The following is a 16,272-nucleotide window of genomic DNA, read 5'->3' on the forward strand; positions in this document are numbered from 1 at the left end:
CGATCGCGTCATGCCTGAACTGCAGTCACTTCCCCCCGTACTTGCCGGCCCGTTGCTGCGCCGCCTGGAACCAAAGCGTGTGGTGCTATGGCTGGTGGCGAGCCGGGAACTGAAGCTGGTTATGAGGCTGCAGCACGCTCAGGGATCAACGCTGGATATTCACCTTCATGCACATTGTCAGATCGTTCCCGTCGGGCGCCATTCGTTTATCCACTTGATCGATGTGCCCCTGACTGACGCCCTGCCTCTGGATGTAAACATCCACTATGACCTGTTTATTGACGGCTGCGGAATAGCCCAGTGGGCACCCCATCTGCTGTACGCAGGCGCCACGCTGCCCGATTTCGTCGTGCATGGGCGCATCCACCAACTGGTCCACGGCTCCTGCCGCAAGCCTCACCATCGCGCTGATGACGGGTTGCTGTGCATTGATCGTCTGCTGGCGCAAGCTCCCACCGTGGCACAACGCCCCGCCTTGCTGATGATGAGCGGCGACCAGGTCTACGCCGACGACGTCGCGGGGCCCATGCTGCGGGCAATTCATGAATTAATCGCGCGCCTGGGCCTGTTCGACGAATACCTGGAAGGGGCCGTGGTTGACGACAGTGCCGCCCTCTACGGGCATCGCGCCAGCTATTACCATCGCGCCGACCTGCTCCCCGCGCTGGACAGTAACGAGACCTTGCGTGAGCGCTTTTTCGGCGGCGTGAAGAAACCGATTTTCACCAGCAGCACCGCCGATAATCACCTGGTGACCTTTGCCGAAGTGATCGCCATGTACCTGCTGGCCTGGTCGCCCACACCGTGGACACTGATCTCCCCCCAACCGCCGCAACTGAGCGCGCAAGAACAGCAGCGCTATGCCCGCGAACAGATACAGATCGATCAATTTCGCAGTGGCCTTCCAGGGGTCGCCCGGGTATTCGCCCACCTCTCGACCCTGATGATCTTTGATGATCACGACATCACCGATGACTGGAACCTCAGCGCCCAATGGGAAGAAACTGCCTACGGCCATCCCTTCTCCAAACGCATCATCGGTAATGCGTTGATGGCCTATCTTTTATGCCAGGGCTGGGGCAACCAGCCCGAGGTGTTTGGCGAACTGGTGAGCCAAACCCAGGCACTTGCCAACCAGGCGCAAGACAACCACCTGGACGCCACACAGCAGGATGAGCTAGTCACCACGCTGCTGAAATTCCAGCAGTGGCACTACGTATTGCCCACCACCCCGGCGCTGGTGGTACTCGACACCCGCACCCGACGCTGGCGCAGCGAGTTCACCCTCAAGCAACCTTCCGGCCTGCTGGACTGGGAAGCCTTGAGCGAACTGCAACAAGCGCTACTGGACCACCCGTCAGCCATCATTGTCTCGCCCGCGCCGGTCTTTGGCGTCAAGCTGATCGAGACGGTGCAGAAGGTTTTCAGCTGGTGTGGCTTCCCACTGCTGGTGGACGCCGAGAACTGGATGGCCCACCGCGGCGCTGCCCAAGTGATTTTGAATATCTTCCGCCACTCGCGCACGCCGGGTAACTACGTGATCCTTTCCGGTGATGTGCATTACTCGTTTGTCTACCAAGTGCTGATCCGCCACCGCAACGGCGGCCCCAATATCTGGCAAATCACCAGCAGCGGCATCAAGAACGAGTTCCCGCCGCGCCTGCTGGAATGGTTCGACCGCCTCAACCGCTGGCTCTACTCCCCGCGTTCGCCGCTTAACTGGTTTACCCGCCGCCGCACCATGCAGGTGGTGCCCTATATTCCAGAGCACGCCGAAGCGGGTGAGCGGCTGTGGAACTCGGCGGGCATTGGCCAGGTGTTTTTCAATGAGCAGGGCCAACCGCAAGCCATTTACCAGCACAACGCGGATGGGAAGCCTCGAACAAAGATGATGGCGCCAGAAAAATAGCGTTTCGCCACTCGTCAAAAGCAGCACACCTGCCCTATTCAAAGCGCGCAAGCGCCGATGTACAGTAGCGCCAGCCACGGAGTATCGGCGTCAACCATGACTGGCCTTGGGCGCCAGCCCCCGCAGGAAGCGTGCAGATGGACGATACATCCGGCAAAGAACCGCTACGCCATGAGGTTTCCGACCTTAACGTCGACCTGTTGCACGCCATCATGGAGTTGGTCAGTGATGGCATCTGGGACTGGAATGCCAATACCGGCTTCGTCTACCGCAATCCCGGCTGGTACGAAATGCTTGGCTACTCCCACCACTCCCTGGAAAACAGCGTCTTCACCTGGGAGAACGTGATCCACCCCGAGGATTACCCTCGCGTGATGACGGTGTTCGATGACTACATCAGCCTACGCGCCGCTCATTACCGGGCCGAATACCGTTGTCGCAAAAAAGACGGTACGTACCTCTGGATCGAGGACCGCGGCTACGTCATTGCCCGCAACCCCGACGGTTCAGTGGCGCGCATGGTCGGCGCACACCGCGATATCCATACGCGCAAATGCTCCATCGAACAGTTGCAAAAGCGCAACCAGTCTCTGGAAGCGCTGGTCGCGGAGCGCACGCTTGAGTTGTCGCGCGTCAACCAGCAACTGCAATTGCAACTGGACGAAAACCGCTCTTTGGCCGAGCGGGACGCCCTGACGCGCATCGCCAACCGGTACCGCCTGGAAAAAGTGCTGCTGGAGGAATGCGACCGCGCCGAACGCTTCCGCCTGCCCCTGGCACTGGTGGCCATGGATGTCGATGACTTCAAGCCGATCAATGACCAATACGGCCATGGCGTCGGCGACCAGACCCTGATACGGGTAGTGGAACATCTGGAAGCCTGCGTACGCAAAAGCGACTTGCTGGCGCGCTGGGGCGGCGATGAGTTTATGGTGGTGCTGCCCAAAAGCAGCCTGGACGAGGCCAAAGAGTTGGCCGAAAGGATTCGCCATAAAATCAAGGAGGCGGCCCCCGTGGGCGCCTTGAACGTTACCCTGAGCCTGGGCGTGGTGGAGCGGCGCATGGGCGAGTCCCCGGCTGCGCTGATGGCGCGGGCCGATCAAGCCTTGTACCGATCCAAGGCGGCGGGCAAGGATGGGGTGTCGGAATAGTCGCAGCTCCTTCCAAGGTGGAATGACACGGCGACTTTATTTCGTTTGCGGCAAGGCCGGGCGCGCGGCTTAGATAGCGCTGCGCCCACCACTGCCGAGTCCCAGAGCCATGAGTCACGCTAGCATCAGCCAGTCGATTTCCATCGTTCACCCCATCAGCCTCAGTCACGGTAAAAACGCCGAGGTCTGGGACACTGCAGGCAAGCGTTACATCGACTTTGTCGGGGGTATCGGCGTGCTCAACCTGGGCCATTGCCACCCGGCCGTGGTGGCGGCCATTTGCGAGCAAGCGGCCCGGCTCACCCATTACGCGTTCAACGCCGCACCGCATACGCCCTACATCGAGTTGATGCAACGCCTCAGCGCCTTTATCCCGGTGGGTTACCCCGTCAGCGGCATGCTCACCAACAGCGGTGCAGAAGCGGCAGAGAACGCTTTGAAGATCGCCCGTGGTGCCACTGGTCGCACGGCGGTGATCGCCTTCGACGGTGCCTTCCATGGGCGCACCCTGGCAACCCTCAACCTCAATGGCAAGGTCGCGCCGTACAAGCAGAAGGTCGGCTTACTGCCCGGCCCTGTGTATCACCTGCCCTACCCCAGTACCGATAACGGCATGACCTGCGCCGACGCGCTGAAGGCGATGGAGCGTCTGTTCAGCGTGGAAATCGACATAAACGATGTGGCCTGCTTCATCATCGAGCCGGTGCAGGGCGAAGGCGGTTTTCTAGCCTTGGACACTGAGTTTGCCCAAGCCTTGCGACGCTTCTGCGACCAGCACAACATCCTGCTGATCATCGATGAAATCCAGTCGGGTTTTGGCCGCACCGGACAGCGTTTCGCCTTCTCTCGCCTGGGCATCGAGCCGGACCTGCTACTGCTCGGCAAAAGCATCGCTGGCGGAATGCCGCTGGGGGCGGTGGTCGGGCGCAAGGCGCTGATGGACAACCTGCCCAAAGGCGGCCTGGGCGGCACCTACTCCGGTAACCCCGTCGCCTGCGCGGCGGCGCTGGCGACCCTTGAGGTGATGAGCGACAAAAACCTGCACGCCTGGGGCGTCGCGCAGGAGGCCGCGATTGTGGGTCGCTATGAAGCCTGGCGCGCGCAGCAACTGTCGCCCTACCTGGGCCGCCTCACCGGTGTCGGCGCCATGCGGGGCATTGAACTGGCCCACGCCGACGGCACACCCGCTCCCAAGCAACTGGCGCAACTGCTGGAGCTGGCGCGAGAGGCTGGCTTGCTGCTGATGCCCAGCGGCAAGTCGCGGCACATCGTGCGCTTGCTGGCCCCGCTGACCATTGAACCTGCGGTGTTGGAGGAAGGCCTGGATATCTTCCAGGCGTGCCTCACACAGCTGGACGAATAGCGGGCTGCCTTGACCTGATCCCCTCACCCGCTGAAAATGCCCGACGTTTTTTTGTCTCTCCGCATACTACGCAGTGAAATTTTAATGTCTGATTCCTACACCGAAAAATCCGCCGAAGAATCCGTAGTCGCCCTGTACGCCAAAGCCGAATACGAAAACGCCATCAATCTTTCACAGCATGTGCCAGCCGCCAAGATCATCAGCGAGATGGTGCTGGACGCGTTTCACACCTCCAAGGAAAGCGACCAGATCCGCGAGCTACGCGTTGCCATCCGCCAGGCCCACGATGCCTTCGACGATGACAAAGCCTATGACCTGATGGGCCAGCTCAAGCAATTGAAAGACGCCGAAGCCGCAGACAACGCCGCCCTGGAACACCTGAGCAGCCAGTTCTCGATCAGCCGCATCCTGTCCAGCTTCAAGGACGATCCCGAGTTCCAGGAATTGGTCTATGGCCTGGCCCTCAAAGTACTTAACCAGTCGCACCAGGCCATCAGCAACCCGAGCGCCGGCAAGGGCAAGGCTGCACGCGCCAAGAAAGACACCGAAGTGTTTGTGATCAGCAAGGATGGCATCAGCGTCACCTTGCCGCTGCGCACGCCGCGCTCCAAACTCAATGTGGACCGCGAAGCGCTGGAGTTCCTGGGTTTCACCTTTGTGGGCGAAGGCAGCGAGGCGGAACTTGCGAGCGAAACCTTCATCGACAACAGCGGCGCCGAGCAACCGGTCACGCGCAAGAGCATCGTGACCGCGCTGCAACAGCAAAGCGCCTTTGACGGCTACGCCATCGCCGCCCAGTAAGTACTGACGCAACCAGGCGCGCGTGCAAGGCGCAGCGCCGGTTGCCGTCTACGCCTCTTTATTCCACAACACCGCCGAGCTTTTCATCATCCCCACGGCGATTGCGAACAGCAGCAACACACAGCCTGCCAGCAGCCACGGTGACGGCAAGGTTGGCCGGGCCAGCAACATGAACGCCAACGAGGGCGCGATCATCACGCCGATGTTGACGCCCGCCGAGTAGTAGCCAAGGTTGCGGCCCACGCTGTCGCGGCTGGAAATGCTGCTGACGTAGTGGGTGATCGCGGGGAACACAATCATCTCGCCCAGGCTCCACAACACCGTAGCAAGCACCAACAGCGCGCCGACCTGACCAAAGCCCATCAAGAAGAAACCGCAGCCTGCCAGCAACAGGCCAATGATCAGCGAGCGACTGCTCGACAAGTGCGCCATGCGCAGGTTGATCGGCACTTCAAACACAATCACTAGCAACGCATTGATAAAAAAGATGATGCCCACGTAATAGGCCGGCAATTGGGTGTAGTTGATGATGTACGCCGACAGAAAAGTCGGCGGTAATGCGTAAGCCACGTGCACCGGCAGCGCTGCCAACAGGATCACCAGCAGTCGCGAACGCTCATGAGCCGCCACCTCGGGCAAGCCCTCGCCTTTGACGGCGACAGGTACGCCTTGGGTGGCCTGCCGAGACCGACCAAACCGCAGGCAGGCGGCGAAGGCCAGCAGGGACAGCATGGCATTGATGTAGAAGACCGCGTCGGCATTGCTGAGGAAGATCAAGCTGCCCAGTAGCGGCCCGATGGCCATGCCGATGTTGATCGCCAATCGGTTGCAGGAAAACGCCACTTTGCGTGACTCAAGATTACTGTGAGCCACTGTCTCGGAGAACGCGGCCGGTGTGAAGGCTTCGTAACAGGCCCCCCAGAGAAACGACAACAGGAACAGCGCGAGCAGGTTATCCACCGAGGGAATGACCAGCAGCAACACCGCGTTGAACAACAACGAACCGAGAATGACCCGGTTGGCCGAAAACCGCTTGATCACGGCGCCGATGATCAGGTCGGTACACAGGGCGCCCGCGCCATACACGCCGACCAACAGGCCTGCCGTGCCTGCCGATATCGCGTGTTGATGAATCAGGTACGCCGCGTAAAAAGGAAACGCCAGGGTGCCCGTGCGGAACACCAGCGTGATCATGAACAATGCTTGCAACCGCGTATTAAGGCCGCGCAAGGCGTGAAAAGTACCCATCAGCGCAGCACGCTGGCACAGGTGTGGAGCAAAGCTGCAGAGCGGCTCATCCGGATGTCCTTTCGCAATGGCGGCGCCGGTGTGTCCGGCGCCAAACTCCATAGCTAGGCAAACTAATGCAGCACTGTGCGGCGAACAAGCTACCCATTTGGACAGGTAGGCGGTGATTGCGGCCTCAGGCCGGGTGGCGGATATAGCCCAATTGCAGGGCCTTGCCGATTGCTGATTTGCCGTTGCTGACCTGCAATTTGCCGAAGATATTCTTCATATGAAACTTGACCGTATGGGAGGTCATCGACGTCAGGAGTGCCACTTCGTTGTAGGTCTTGCCCAGGCTGACCCAGGACAATACTTCGGTTTCCCTTGGGGTCAGCACCGTCTGTTGTTCGACAGGCGCCGCGTGATCTTCCAGGGCCTCGTCGTACATCGAGACCAACAGCATCTGCAGTTCACTTTGATGGGCCAGCACGGTCTCGCGAAATTGCCGATGTTCGCCGAAGCTGCACAGATTGAGCACCGAGTAGAAGCCGCGATTGCCATGCACGATAAAACTGGCGCCCTCGCCAACGGGTTTGTAGGGGCCCGGCACCGGCACCGCCTCATCGGCCACGGCCAGCAGGTGTTCATCACTCCAGAAAAATGGTTTGATCCGCGTACGGGTCAATGAAACCAGCTCGCCACGCCGGTAGAAATCGTCGGCCGTGTCGGAAGGCTCCATGGCCTCGGGGTAATTGGACACAATCTGCGCCTGGTCCAGCGTCGGCCCACACTGGTAGACCTCGAAGTGTCCCAGGCCACGGCGGCTCAGCTCGGTATCGAGCAAGCGGTGCATATCCTCGGGCAGCATGGGCGATTTCTTATCGGGTTGGCCATTAGGTCGCACGGGTGTCTTCCTTGATCATTCAACCCGGTCGAGCATGCAGCATGCCTGGCTTACCTGTCCAGGCAACGGATGCAAACCCAGGGGCTAGACCTGCGCCGCGAACGCCTCGCGAAAGCGCTCCATCTCCTGCTCATTACCCACCGTCACCCGCACCCACTGCGGCCAGTCCTTCCACACCCGCCCGACCAGTACATTCCGTGCCGCCAACTGCTCAATCACCTGCTCTGCCGGGCGCTTCACGTCGATCATGAAGCAGTTGCTGTGGGAAACGGTGCAGGTAAAGCCCCGGCCCTCGAGCCAGGCGATCGTCTCATCGCGCAACCTGGCATTGAGCGCTCTGCGTTGGCCCACCAGTTGCGCGTCTTCCAGGCTCGCACGGGCGGCCAGCAAGCTGGCGCCGGCCGGGACGTTGTCGCCGCCGAACACGGCCAACCGCTCCAGTAGCGCCGGGTGGCCGATCGCCAGGCCCAGGCGCGCACCGGCCATGCCGTAGATCTTCGAGAAGGTACGCAGTACCAGCAGGTCGTGGTGTTCCTTGACCCAACTTACGCAACTGGGGGCGTCGCAGAAGTCGATATAAGCCTCGTCCACCACCAGCACGCTGCCCTTGGGTTTATTCACCAGAGCGTGGCGGATAGCCTCGGTCGAGGTGAGCGTACCGGTCGGGTTGTTGGGGTTGCACAGGTACAGCATGCCGGCCTGTGGGTCCGCGGCGAGCATGGCGTGCACATCGTGGGCATGCTGGGCGTCGAGGTTAACTTCATGCACCGGCGCCTTGATCGATTCGGCCGCCTGGCGCGGTACTTCGTAGGACGGCGTAGCCATCACCAGGCCGCGGGTCTGGCTGGCGAACGCCAGCACCGCGTAACGCAGGGCAGCCATCGAGCCGGCGAATACCCCGATGTTTTCTTCGGGGATGCCTTGTTGCTCGGCAAACAGCGCGGCCAATGCATACATGTCCGGGTAAGGGTAACGCCCGGAGGCTGCAATCGCGCGCTGCATCGCCTGGCGAGCGGCGTCTGAAGGGCCGTAGGGGCTTTCGTTGTAATTGAGTAGCACCTTGTCAGATTTCGTCGGCGCCGGGCTGGCGAACGCCCAATTGAGCTGCCCCAATACAGGCAGGGCCGCGCCCAGGGCGAGAAGGGATCGACGACTGACACGCACCATGGTGACTACTCCTTGTAGAAGCGCGAGGGATTCGCGCTGGCCGTTCAGAAGAGTATGACGAGAAAGCCGTTGCCTGATTTACCACCGAGGCGTATCCCTGCACTCAGTACTTTATTGTTGTAGCGGGCGCATGCAACACTTTCACTGCCGCGAACCGTCAAGAACGGGTTCTGCCGGCATGGACTGATGACTAAATGGAAGTGGTGAGCACTTGATACACAGACGGGAAAAAACCGAGCACTTGAAGAGCAACATCAAGTACTTGATCAAGAGTCGTGGCGAAACCCAGCTTTCGTTAAGCAGTGCCGCCGGCCTGACCAGGACCACTATCTACAACATCCTGGAAGGCAAGGTCGTTAACGTACAGCAGTCGACGATACGCAAGATTTCTGACTTCTTTGGCGTCTCCTACGAAGAAATCGAGACGATCAGTTTTGAAGCCAAGGAAGTCATCGAGAGCAATGTTTCCCCACTGGGTAACAAGAACCCGGCGGCAGTGCCTGTGCTCAAGGAAAGCCTGCTCATGCAAAGCCTGGGCAAGCGCATCGGTGAGCTGGCCACGCTTCATCCGCTGACCTACTACTTTGGCAGCGCCTGCAACCTGATCGGCGTGCGCCTGGAGCACGGGATTCCCGGCCTCAATGAACCGGGGGACTTGCTGATCGTGCAGAAAGGCTCGTCGAGCGACGATAAAGAAAAACTGGTGTACGACCGCGCCACCAAGAAGCTGTTCATCACCCTCGAACCCTGCGGGAACTCAGAGCGTTTGTGTGTCATCGGCGACATCCTTGAGGAGCGCTTCAATGACAACGTCTGAGGGCGCCGTGGAAAACAGCAAATACAAGTTGCTGGGCTTTGAAAACGACAAGCGCCTGGCGGTGATCATGGTGATCGCCACGGGCAAGGTCCTCAAGATCAAGCTGAGTGAAGTGCTCAGCAGTGAAATGATGGACAACTTCAACAAGATGGAAATCAAGAACCTGTACAAGAAGTTCTACTCCCAAGGCGGAACGCTGACCGCCTACGATATAAACGACCGCAATGAAAACTCCTGGATGATCTACATCATCCTGAACTTGCTGCTGTTCACCTTCTATATCTTCACCAGCATTGCCGCGACCAAACCGATTTACCTGGAGTCGTTGGGCATCATCGTCACGCCGGGCACGTTCCTGTACCCGCTGACCTTCTTGATCGTGGACTTGCTCAACGAGAATTTTGGCTTGCGCCTGGCCAGGCGAGCCATTCTGTTTGCGTTTGCCAGCAACGCGATGATCATCATCCTGCTGTATGGCTCCACGTTCCTGCCAGGGCTACCGGGCTGGAAGCTGGATGGGCCTTATACCGACGTGATCCTGCAAGTGTCGTCGGTGCTGGTGGCCTCTTCGGTCTCGTTCCTGGTGTCGGAGAATATAAATTCCTACTTGCTGTGCAAGATCAAGGAGCTGACCAACTCCAGGTATCTATACCTGCGGATATTCCTCAGTACGTTCTTTGCGGTGATTATCGACAGCTTCCTGTTCTGCTTTATCGCCTTCTACGGGGCGATGCAGACCAGCGACATCCTCAGCATGATCTATGTACAGATCGCGATCAAAGTCGGCTTCGCGTTCTTCAACATCCTGCCGGCCTATGGCGCACGCTCATTGTTCAAACGCTATCAATAATCCTGTAGGAGCGAGCTTGCTCGCGAAGAACGTCAACGATCACGCAGCGCATCTGGTGGAACGCGGCGCTCTCAGGTTTTTCGCGAGCAAGCTCGCTCCTGCAAGGGTTATTTCAGTTTCAACTTGTGCTTGAGGCTCTGCATGACAGGTGTCGTGTTCTGCAGGTAGTCATTCAAGCCCCGAGCGCGCAGATTGCACGCGTCACACTCGCCACAGCCGGTACCGATGATGCCGTTGTAGCAAGTCAGCGTCTGCTCGCGCACCAGCTCCAGTTGCCCGTGGTAATCGGCCAGGGCCCAGGTCTCGGCCTTGTTCAGCCACATCAACGGCGTGTCCAGGCGCACGTCGTATTCCATGCCCAGCTTGAGGGCCTGGTTGAGTGCTTTGACAAACTCATCCCGGCAATCGGGGTAGCCTGAGAAGTCGGTTTCGCACACACCGGTGATGACGGTCTCGGCCTTCACTTGATAGGCGTAGATCGCAGCCAGGGTCAGAAACAGGATGTTGCGCCCCGGCACAAAGGTGCTCGGCAGGCTTTCACCCGAGCTGTTCACGGTCGGCACCGGGATGTTGTCGCGCGTCAGGCTGCTGATCGCCAGCTCATTGAGCAGGGACACATCCATCACTTTGTGCACAGTGGCCCCCAACTGCTTGGCCAGCTTCTGGGCCACTTCGATTTCTGCCACATGGCGCTGGCCGTAATCAAAGGTAATGCAGTGCACTTCGTCATACAGCGGCAGGGCCTGGATCAGACAGGTGGTCGAATCCTGCCCGCCACTGAAGACCATCACGGCTTTTTTACTCATTGCATTGCTTCCTGCATTTGTAGAATTGGGAGGTAGGAGCGAGCTCGCTCGCGAAAACGTCAACGATAACGCAGCGTATCCGGTTTAGCGCAGCGCTCAATAAAAAACCCCGCGCGACTTTCGAAGGCGGGGCTTTTTTACTGCAAGACCACTCAGTGGGCGTAGGTCAGCAACAGCTCTTTCGGCACTTGGAAATCCAGGGACATCATTACGCTGAGCGCGGTGATGGTGAAGATCGAGAACACGAACAGCTTGCGCGCCCAGACGGTGTCATCCACCGCCTTGTAGCCGGTCCAGGCCATGTACAACCAGTACATGCCCATCGCGGCGGCGACGGCGAGGTAGCTCATGCCGGCGTAGCCACTGAAGGTCAACATCAAGGTCGCCACGAGGAAGGCCAGGATGTAGAGCAGGATGTGTTTCTTGGCCACCTGGATGCCACGCTTGACCGGCAATACCGGAATCGACGCAGCCAGATAGTCATTGAAGCGGAAAATCGCGATGGCGTAGGAATGCGGCATCTGCCACAGGCTGAACATCACCAGCAGCGTCAGCGCGGCCATGTCGAAGCTATTGGTCACAGCTACATAACCAATCACCGGCGGCATTGCCCCCGACAGACTGCCCACTAGCGTGCCGTGAACCGACTTGCGCTTGAGGTACAGGCTGTAGAGGCCGACGTAGATGACAAAACCGATCACGGCAAACAGCGCCGCCAACGGGTTGGCCACCTTGTACAACAGGGCCACACCGGCAACACCCAGGACGGTCGCATAGATCAGTGCCAGCTTCAGGGAGATGAGGCCCTGGACCAGCACGCGATTCTTGGTGCGCTCCATCTTGATGTCGATGTCACGGTCGATGCAGTTGTTGAATACGCAACCGGAAGCAACCACCAGGGACGTACCGATCATTGCAGCCAGGAAGATGGCCAGATCGACATGTCCCTTGGAGGCCAGGAAGAAACCGCCCGCCACAGAAAGCACGTTACCGAAAATGATCCCCGGTTTGGTGATTTGGATAAAGTGCTTAAGCGACATCGGGTCTTACCTCACTTCGCCATCATGTAGGTGTGGATGCTGAACATGATCCACAGCGACAGACCAACCAGCAGAACGATCACCAGGCCTGCGAACACAAACGCGATCACGTTCTCGCGCTGCTCTTTGGAGCGGTCCAGGTGCAGGAAGTACACCAGGTGAACCAGAACCTGAATCACCGCGAACGCCAGGACGATCATCAAGGTGATCGACTTCGGCAAGGTTGGGTACATCACCAGGCCGAACGGGATCAAGGTCAGGATGACCGACAGGATGAAGCCGATGGCGTAAGACTTTACGCTGCCGTGGCTTGAATCGTGGCTGTCATGGGAGTGTGCATTAGCCATTACAGAGTCCCCATCAAGTAAACGACGGTGAATACGCAGATCCAGACCACGTCCAGGAAGTGCCAGAACAGGCTCAGGCAGCTCAGGCGGGTCTTGTTGGTGTTGGTCAGGCCGTGCTTATTGACCTGATACATCATCACTGCCATCCACAGCAGGCCAGCGGATACGTGCAGACCGTGGGTGCCGACCAGCGTGAAGAACGCCGACAGGAAACCGGAACGGTGCGGGCCGTAGCCTTCGGAGATCAGCAGGTGGAACTCGTTGATCTCCATGCCGATGAAGCCCAGGCCGAACAGGAAGGTCAGGCCCAGCCAGCTCAGTACGCCCTTCTTGTTGCCCTTGTAGAAGGCCAACATGGCGAAGCCGTAGGTGATCGAACTGAACAACAGCAAGGCGGTTTCGCCGAGCACGTAAGGCAGTTCGAAGATGTCGTGGCCCGACGGGCCACCCGCTACGTTGTTTACCAGCACCGCGTACACCGCGAAGATCGACGCAAACAAGATGCAGTCGGTCATCAGGTAGAGCCAGAAACCGTAGACGGTTATCGGCCCCGAGTCGTGGTGGTGGTCATCGTGCCCATGGTCATCGACATGGGCGTGTCCAGCATTGGTCACTAAGTTCGACATGGTTTAAGCCTGTTCCAACGAGGTTTCTACACGGTTGGCCGGGATCTTCTTCTCGGCTACCAGGCGAGCGTGTTGCTCGGCTTCGATGCGTTCGATCGTTTCGACCGGCACCATGTAGCCTTGATCATCACGGGCAGCGTGAATGATGAAGTAACCGATAGTGCCCACCAGGCTCGCGATTGCCAGCCACCAGATGTGCCAGATCATCGCGAAACCGAACACGGTCAACAGCGCACCCATCACCACGCCAGTGGCGGTGTTGTTTGGCATGTGGATCGGCTCGTAGTGCTTGGGCTTCTGGTACGCAGTACCGTCTTCCTTGGCTTCGGTGAACGCATCAATGGTGTTCGCAGTAGGGATCACGGCGAAGTTGTAGAACGGTGGTGGCGACGAGGTCGACCATTCCAGGGTGTGGCCGTTCCATGGGTCGCCGGATTCGCACATGTTCTGCTTGCGATCACGCACGCTGACGTACAGCTGGATCAGCTGGCAGGCGATACCCACAGCGATCATCACCGCACCGAACATGGCAACGTACAGGTACGGTACCCACTCAGGGTTGGTGGTGGCGTTCAGACGACGGGTCATGCCCATGAAGCCCAGTGCATAGAGCGGCATGAACGCGACGAAGAAGCCCGAGATCCAGAACCAGAACGCAGCCTTGCCCCAGCCTTCGTGCAGCTTGAAGCCGAACGCTTTCGGGAAGTAGAAGCTGAAACCAGCGATGTAGCCGAATACAGCACCACCGATGATCACGTTGTGGAAGTGGGCGATCACGAACAGGCTGTTGTGCAGCACGAAGTCAGCACCCGGGATGGCCAGCAGTACGCCGGTCATGCCGCCGATGGCGAAGGTCACCATGAAGCCCAGGGTCCACAGGACCTGGCTGGTCATGCGCAGACGACCGTGGTAGATGGTGAACAGCCAGTTGAATAGCTTCACCCCCGTCGGGATGGAAATCAGCATCGTCGCCAGGCCGAAGAAGGCGTTGACGCTGGCCCCCGAACCCATGGTGAAGAAGTGGTGCAGCCACACCATGAAGCCCAGTACGGAGATCGCGCCAGAGGCGTAGACCATCGAGTGGTGACCGAACAGGCGCTTGCCGGTAAAGGTCGAGATCACTTCGGAGAAAATACCGAACGCTGGCAGGATCAGGATGTACACCTCAGGGTGACCCCATGCCCAGAACAGGTTCACGTACATCATTGGATTGCCACCAAGTTCATTGGTGAAAATGTGGAAATCCAGGTAACGGTCAAGCGACAGCAGCGCCATGGTAGCGGCCAGGATCGGGAACGAAGCCACGATCAGCACGTTTGCCCAGGTGCAGGTCCAGGTGAAGATCGGCATGTCCATCAGTTTCATGCCAGGGGCGCGCATTTTCAGGACGGTGGCCAGGAAGTTGACCCCAGTCAATGTCGTCCCGAGCCCTGATAACTGTAGCGCCCAGATGTAGTAGTCCACACCCACGCCCGGACTGTATTGCAGCCCCGACAATGGCGGATACGCAACCCAACCGGTCTTGGCGAATTCGCCGACGCCCAGGGAAACGTTGATCAGCACCACGCCGGACACCAGCAGCCAGAAGCTCAGGGAGTTCAGGAACGGGTAGGCAACGTCACGCGCACCAATCTGCAGCGGCAAGGCAAGGTTCATCAAGCCGGTGAAGAAAGGCATCGCCATGAAGATGATCATGATCACACCGTGGGCGGTGAAGATCTGGTCATAGTGTTCAGGTGGCAGGTAGCCAGGCGAACCCTCGGTGGCCATGGCCAACTGGGTACGCATCATGATGGCGTCGGCAAAACCACGCAGCAGCATGACCATGGCAACGATGACGTACATGACGCCGATTTTCTTGTGGTCGACCGAGGTCAACCACTCGGTCCACAGGTAGGACCACTTCTTGAAATAGGTGATACCCGCAACCAGCGCCAAACCACCCAGCGCGATCATGGCGATAGTCACCATTACGATCGGCTCGTGGAATGGGACCGCGTCCCAACTTAATTTACCAAACATCGTTTACTCCTCTGCCCCAGCAGTTGAATGCGCGCCTGTATCAGAACCTTCAACCGCGGCCACTTCTTTCTTCTCGTGCTTGACCGGCTTGCCTGGCTTCATACCTTCGTACTTGTCGACGATTTTCTGAAACAGGTCCGGCTCATACGCGGAGTACAAGGCGACAGGGTTGTTCTGGCTCGGTTTGGTCAGAGCGTCGTATTCAGCTTGATCAAGCTGTTTAGGTGCGGCCTTGACTGCAGCTACCCAGGCGTCGAAATCTTCCTGGCTTGTCGAGATCGCTTTGAATTTCATGCCGGTGAAGCCAGCGCCGCTGTAGTTGGCGGAGATGCCTTCCATTTCAGCTTTCTGGTTGGCGATCAGGTGCAGGCGGGTCTGCATGCCTGCCATCGCGTAGATCTGGCCACCCAGTGCAGGGATGAAGAACGAGTTCATCACGGCGTCGGAAGTGATCCGGAAATTAAGCGGGGTGTGCTCCGGGAAGCGGATCTCGTTGACAGTGGCGATACCCAGGTCCGGGTAGATGAACAGCCACTTCCAATCCAGCGCGACCACCTGGATGTTCACAGGCTTGACGTCGGACTCCAGCGGACGATACGGGTCCAGCGCGTGGGTCGACTTATAGGTGACGTAACCCAGGGCGATGATGATGAGGATCGGAACCAACCACACCGCGATCTCGATCTTGGTGGAGTGCGACCACTTCGGCGCATAGGTGGCGCTGGTGTTGGACGCGCGGTATTTCCAGGCGAAGGCGAAGGTCATCACGATCACAGGCACCACAACCAGCAGCATCAGCAGGGTAGCGGTGATGATCAGGTTTCGTTCATCCAGACCGACCTGTCCTTTTGGGTCGAGCAAGGTCCACTTGCAGCCTCCCAGCATTAACATCATGCCAAGCAGCGGCAAAAAGCCTAGTAATCGGGGGTACCTGTTTTTACTCATCTCACGACCTCTAAAGCAGCTTGCGCAATGCAGTTGGGTTTTGATCGCCAACACTTCACCCTGCCAAGGGTTGGCATTTCTCTTCGATTGAATAAGAGCCTGCCCGACACGTCATGACTGTACGTTTCACGGACCTGCAGTGAGTTCTTATTCGATTTCGTGGCTAAAGGCCTTGTTACAGACCAATTCCATTTGGTGCGGATAGTTGAAAGGCTGCCGGAACCTGGGGTCGCATTGAGCCTTCCATCTGCTCCTCGACCGCTCCAATGCTCAAATATTGAACAGCACCGGACATTC

Annotated in this window: 15 protein-coding genes; 6 read left to right on the top strand and 9 right to left on the bottom strand. The window is 58.6% G+C overall.

The genetic code is table 11. From position 1 onward, the window contains the following. The first annotated feature begins 10 nt into the window (after positions 1–10). The 4 genes from HBO10_RS15940 (at position 11) to HBO10_RS15955 (ending at position 5,224) form a co-directional block, all read left to right on the top strand. A complete protein-coding gene (locus tag HBO10_RS15940) occupies positions 11–1,909 on the top strand; it encodes an alkaline phosphatase D family protein (protein WP_034128045.1) in 1,899 nt (632 codons plus the stop codon). Between the two features lie 137 nt (positions 1,910–2,046). After that, on the top strand, positions 2,047–3,060 hold the full coding sequence (locus HBO10_RS15945; protein ID WP_034128718.1) for a sensor domain-containing diguanylate cyclase: 1,014 nt from the start codon (positions 2,047–2,049) through the stop codon (positions 3,058–3,060). A gap of 109 nt (positions 3,061–3,169) precedes the next feature. Beyond that, positions 3,170–4,423: an aspartate aminotransferase family protein gene (locus HBO10_RS15950; protein ID WP_034128719.1), complete on the top strand. Its 1,254-nt coding sequence runs from the start codon at positions 3,170–3,172 to the stop codon at positions 4,421–4,423. 84 nt (positions 4,424–4,507) lie between these two features. Continuing rightward, positions 4,508–5,224: a hypothetical protein gene (locus HBO10_RS15955; protein WP_034128720.1), complete on the top strand. Its 717-nt coding sequence runs from the start codon at positions 4,508–4,510 to the stop codon at positions 5,222–5,224. Positions 5,225–5,272: 48 nt separating this feature from the next. Here the strand turns inward: HBO10_RS15955 and HBO10_RS15960 are convergent, their stop codons facing one another. The 3 genes from HBO10_RS15960 to HBO10_RS15970 form a co-directional block, all read right to left on the bottom strand. Next, the gene (locus tag HBO10_RS15960) at positions 5,273–6,472 is read right to left on the bottom strand and encodes an MFS transporter (RefSeq protein ID WP_169922032.1); all 1,200 of its coding nucleotides are present in this window, start codon (positions 6,470–6,472) and stop codon (positions 5,273–5,275) included. 175 nt (positions 6,473–6,647) lie between these two features. Next, positions 6,648–7,319, bottom strand: a complete 672-nt coding sequence (locus tag HBO10_RS15965; protein WP_152612701.1) for a LuxR C-terminal-related transcriptional regulator — start codon at positions 7,317–7,319, stop codon at positions 6,648–6,650. A gap of 120 nt (positions 7,320–7,439) precedes the next feature. Then, a complete protein-coding gene (locus tag HBO10_RS15970) occupies positions 7,440–8,522 on the bottom strand; it encodes a pyridoxal phosphate-dependent aminotransferase (protein ID WP_034128722.1) in 1,083 nt (360 codons plus the stop codon). Between the two features lie 211 nt (positions 8,523–8,733). Between HBO10_RS15970 and HBO10_RS15975 the strand changes: the two genes are divergently transcribed. Together HBO10_RS15975 and HBO10_RS15980 are read left to right on the top strand one after the other, a co-directional pair. Further along, positions 8,734–9,339, top strand: coding sequence for a helix-turn-helix transcriptional regulator (locus HBO10_RS15975; RefSeq protein WP_080757657.1), 606 nt, complete (start codon positions 8,734–8,736; stop codon positions 9,337–9,339). Then, positions 9,326–10,189 (top strand): queuosine precursor transporter, encoded by an 864-nt coding sequence (locus tag HBO10_RS15980; RefSeq protein WP_014719862.1) that lies wholly within the window; start codon positions 9,326–9,328, stop codon positions 10,187–10,189. Before HBO10_RS15975 ends, HBO10_RS15980 begins: the two co-directional genes overlap by 14 nt. Positions 10,190–10,296: 107 nt before the next feature. Here HBO10_RS15980 and queC read toward each other — a convergent pair whose 3' ends face one another. The 6 genes from queC to cyoA all read right to left on the bottom strand — a co-directional run bounded on the left by queC (position 10,297) and on the right by cyoA (position 15,975). Continuing rightward, positions 10,297–10,995, bottom strand: a complete 699-nt coding sequence (gene queC / locus HBO10_RS15985; protein ID WP_054896961.1) for a 7-cyano-7-deazaguanine synthase QueC — start codon at positions 10,993–10,995, stop codon at positions 10,297–10,299. Between the two features lie 152 nt (positions 10,996–11,147). After that, positions 11,148–12,035, bottom strand: coding sequence for a heme o synthase (gene cyoE / locus HBO10_RS15990; RefSeq protein ID WP_003194050.1), 888 nt, complete (start codon positions 12,033–12,035; stop codon positions 11,148–11,150). 11 nt (positions 12,036–12,046) lie between these two features. Beyond that, positions 12,047–12,382 carry a cytochrome o ubiquinol oxidase subunit IV gene (gene cyoD, locus HBO10_RS15995; protein WP_003194051.1) on the bottom strand — a complete coding sequence of 112 codons (336 nt, stop codon included), beginning with the start codon at positions 12,380–12,382 and terminating at the stop codon, positions 12,047–12,049. Beyond that, positions 12,382–13,008 carry a cytochrome o ubiquinol oxidase subunit III gene (locus HBO10_RS16000; protein ID WP_003194052.1) on the bottom strand — a complete coding sequence of 209 codons (627 nt, stop codon included), beginning with the start codon at positions 13,006–13,008 and terminating at the stop codon, positions 12,382–12,384. The genes cyoD and HBO10_RS16000 overlap by 1 nt, the downstream gene beginning before the upstream one ends. A gap of 3 nt (positions 13,009–13,011) precedes the next feature. Then, complete coding sequence (gene cyoB / locus HBO10_RS16005) at positions 13,012–15,030, bottom strand: cytochrome o ubiquinol oxidase subunit I (RefSeq protein WP_003194053.1); 2,019 nt, start codon at positions 15,028–15,030, stop codon at positions 13,012–13,014. A gap of 3 nt (positions 15,031–15,033) precedes the next feature. After that, positions 15,034–15,975, bottom strand: a complete 942-nt coding sequence (cyoA, locus tag HBO10_RS16010; RefSeq protein WP_034128724.1) for a ubiquinol oxidase subunit II — start codon at positions 15,973–15,975, stop codon at positions 15,034–15,036. Positions 15,976–16,272 lie beyond the last annotated feature (297 nt).

This window comes from Pseudomonas sp. WS 5503 (assembly GCF_012985385.1).
In the GTDB taxonomy this organism is placed as follows: domain Bacteria; phylum Pseudomonadota; class Gammaproteobacteria; order Pseudomonadales; family Pseudomonadaceae; genus Aquipseudomonas; species Aquipseudomonas paracarnis.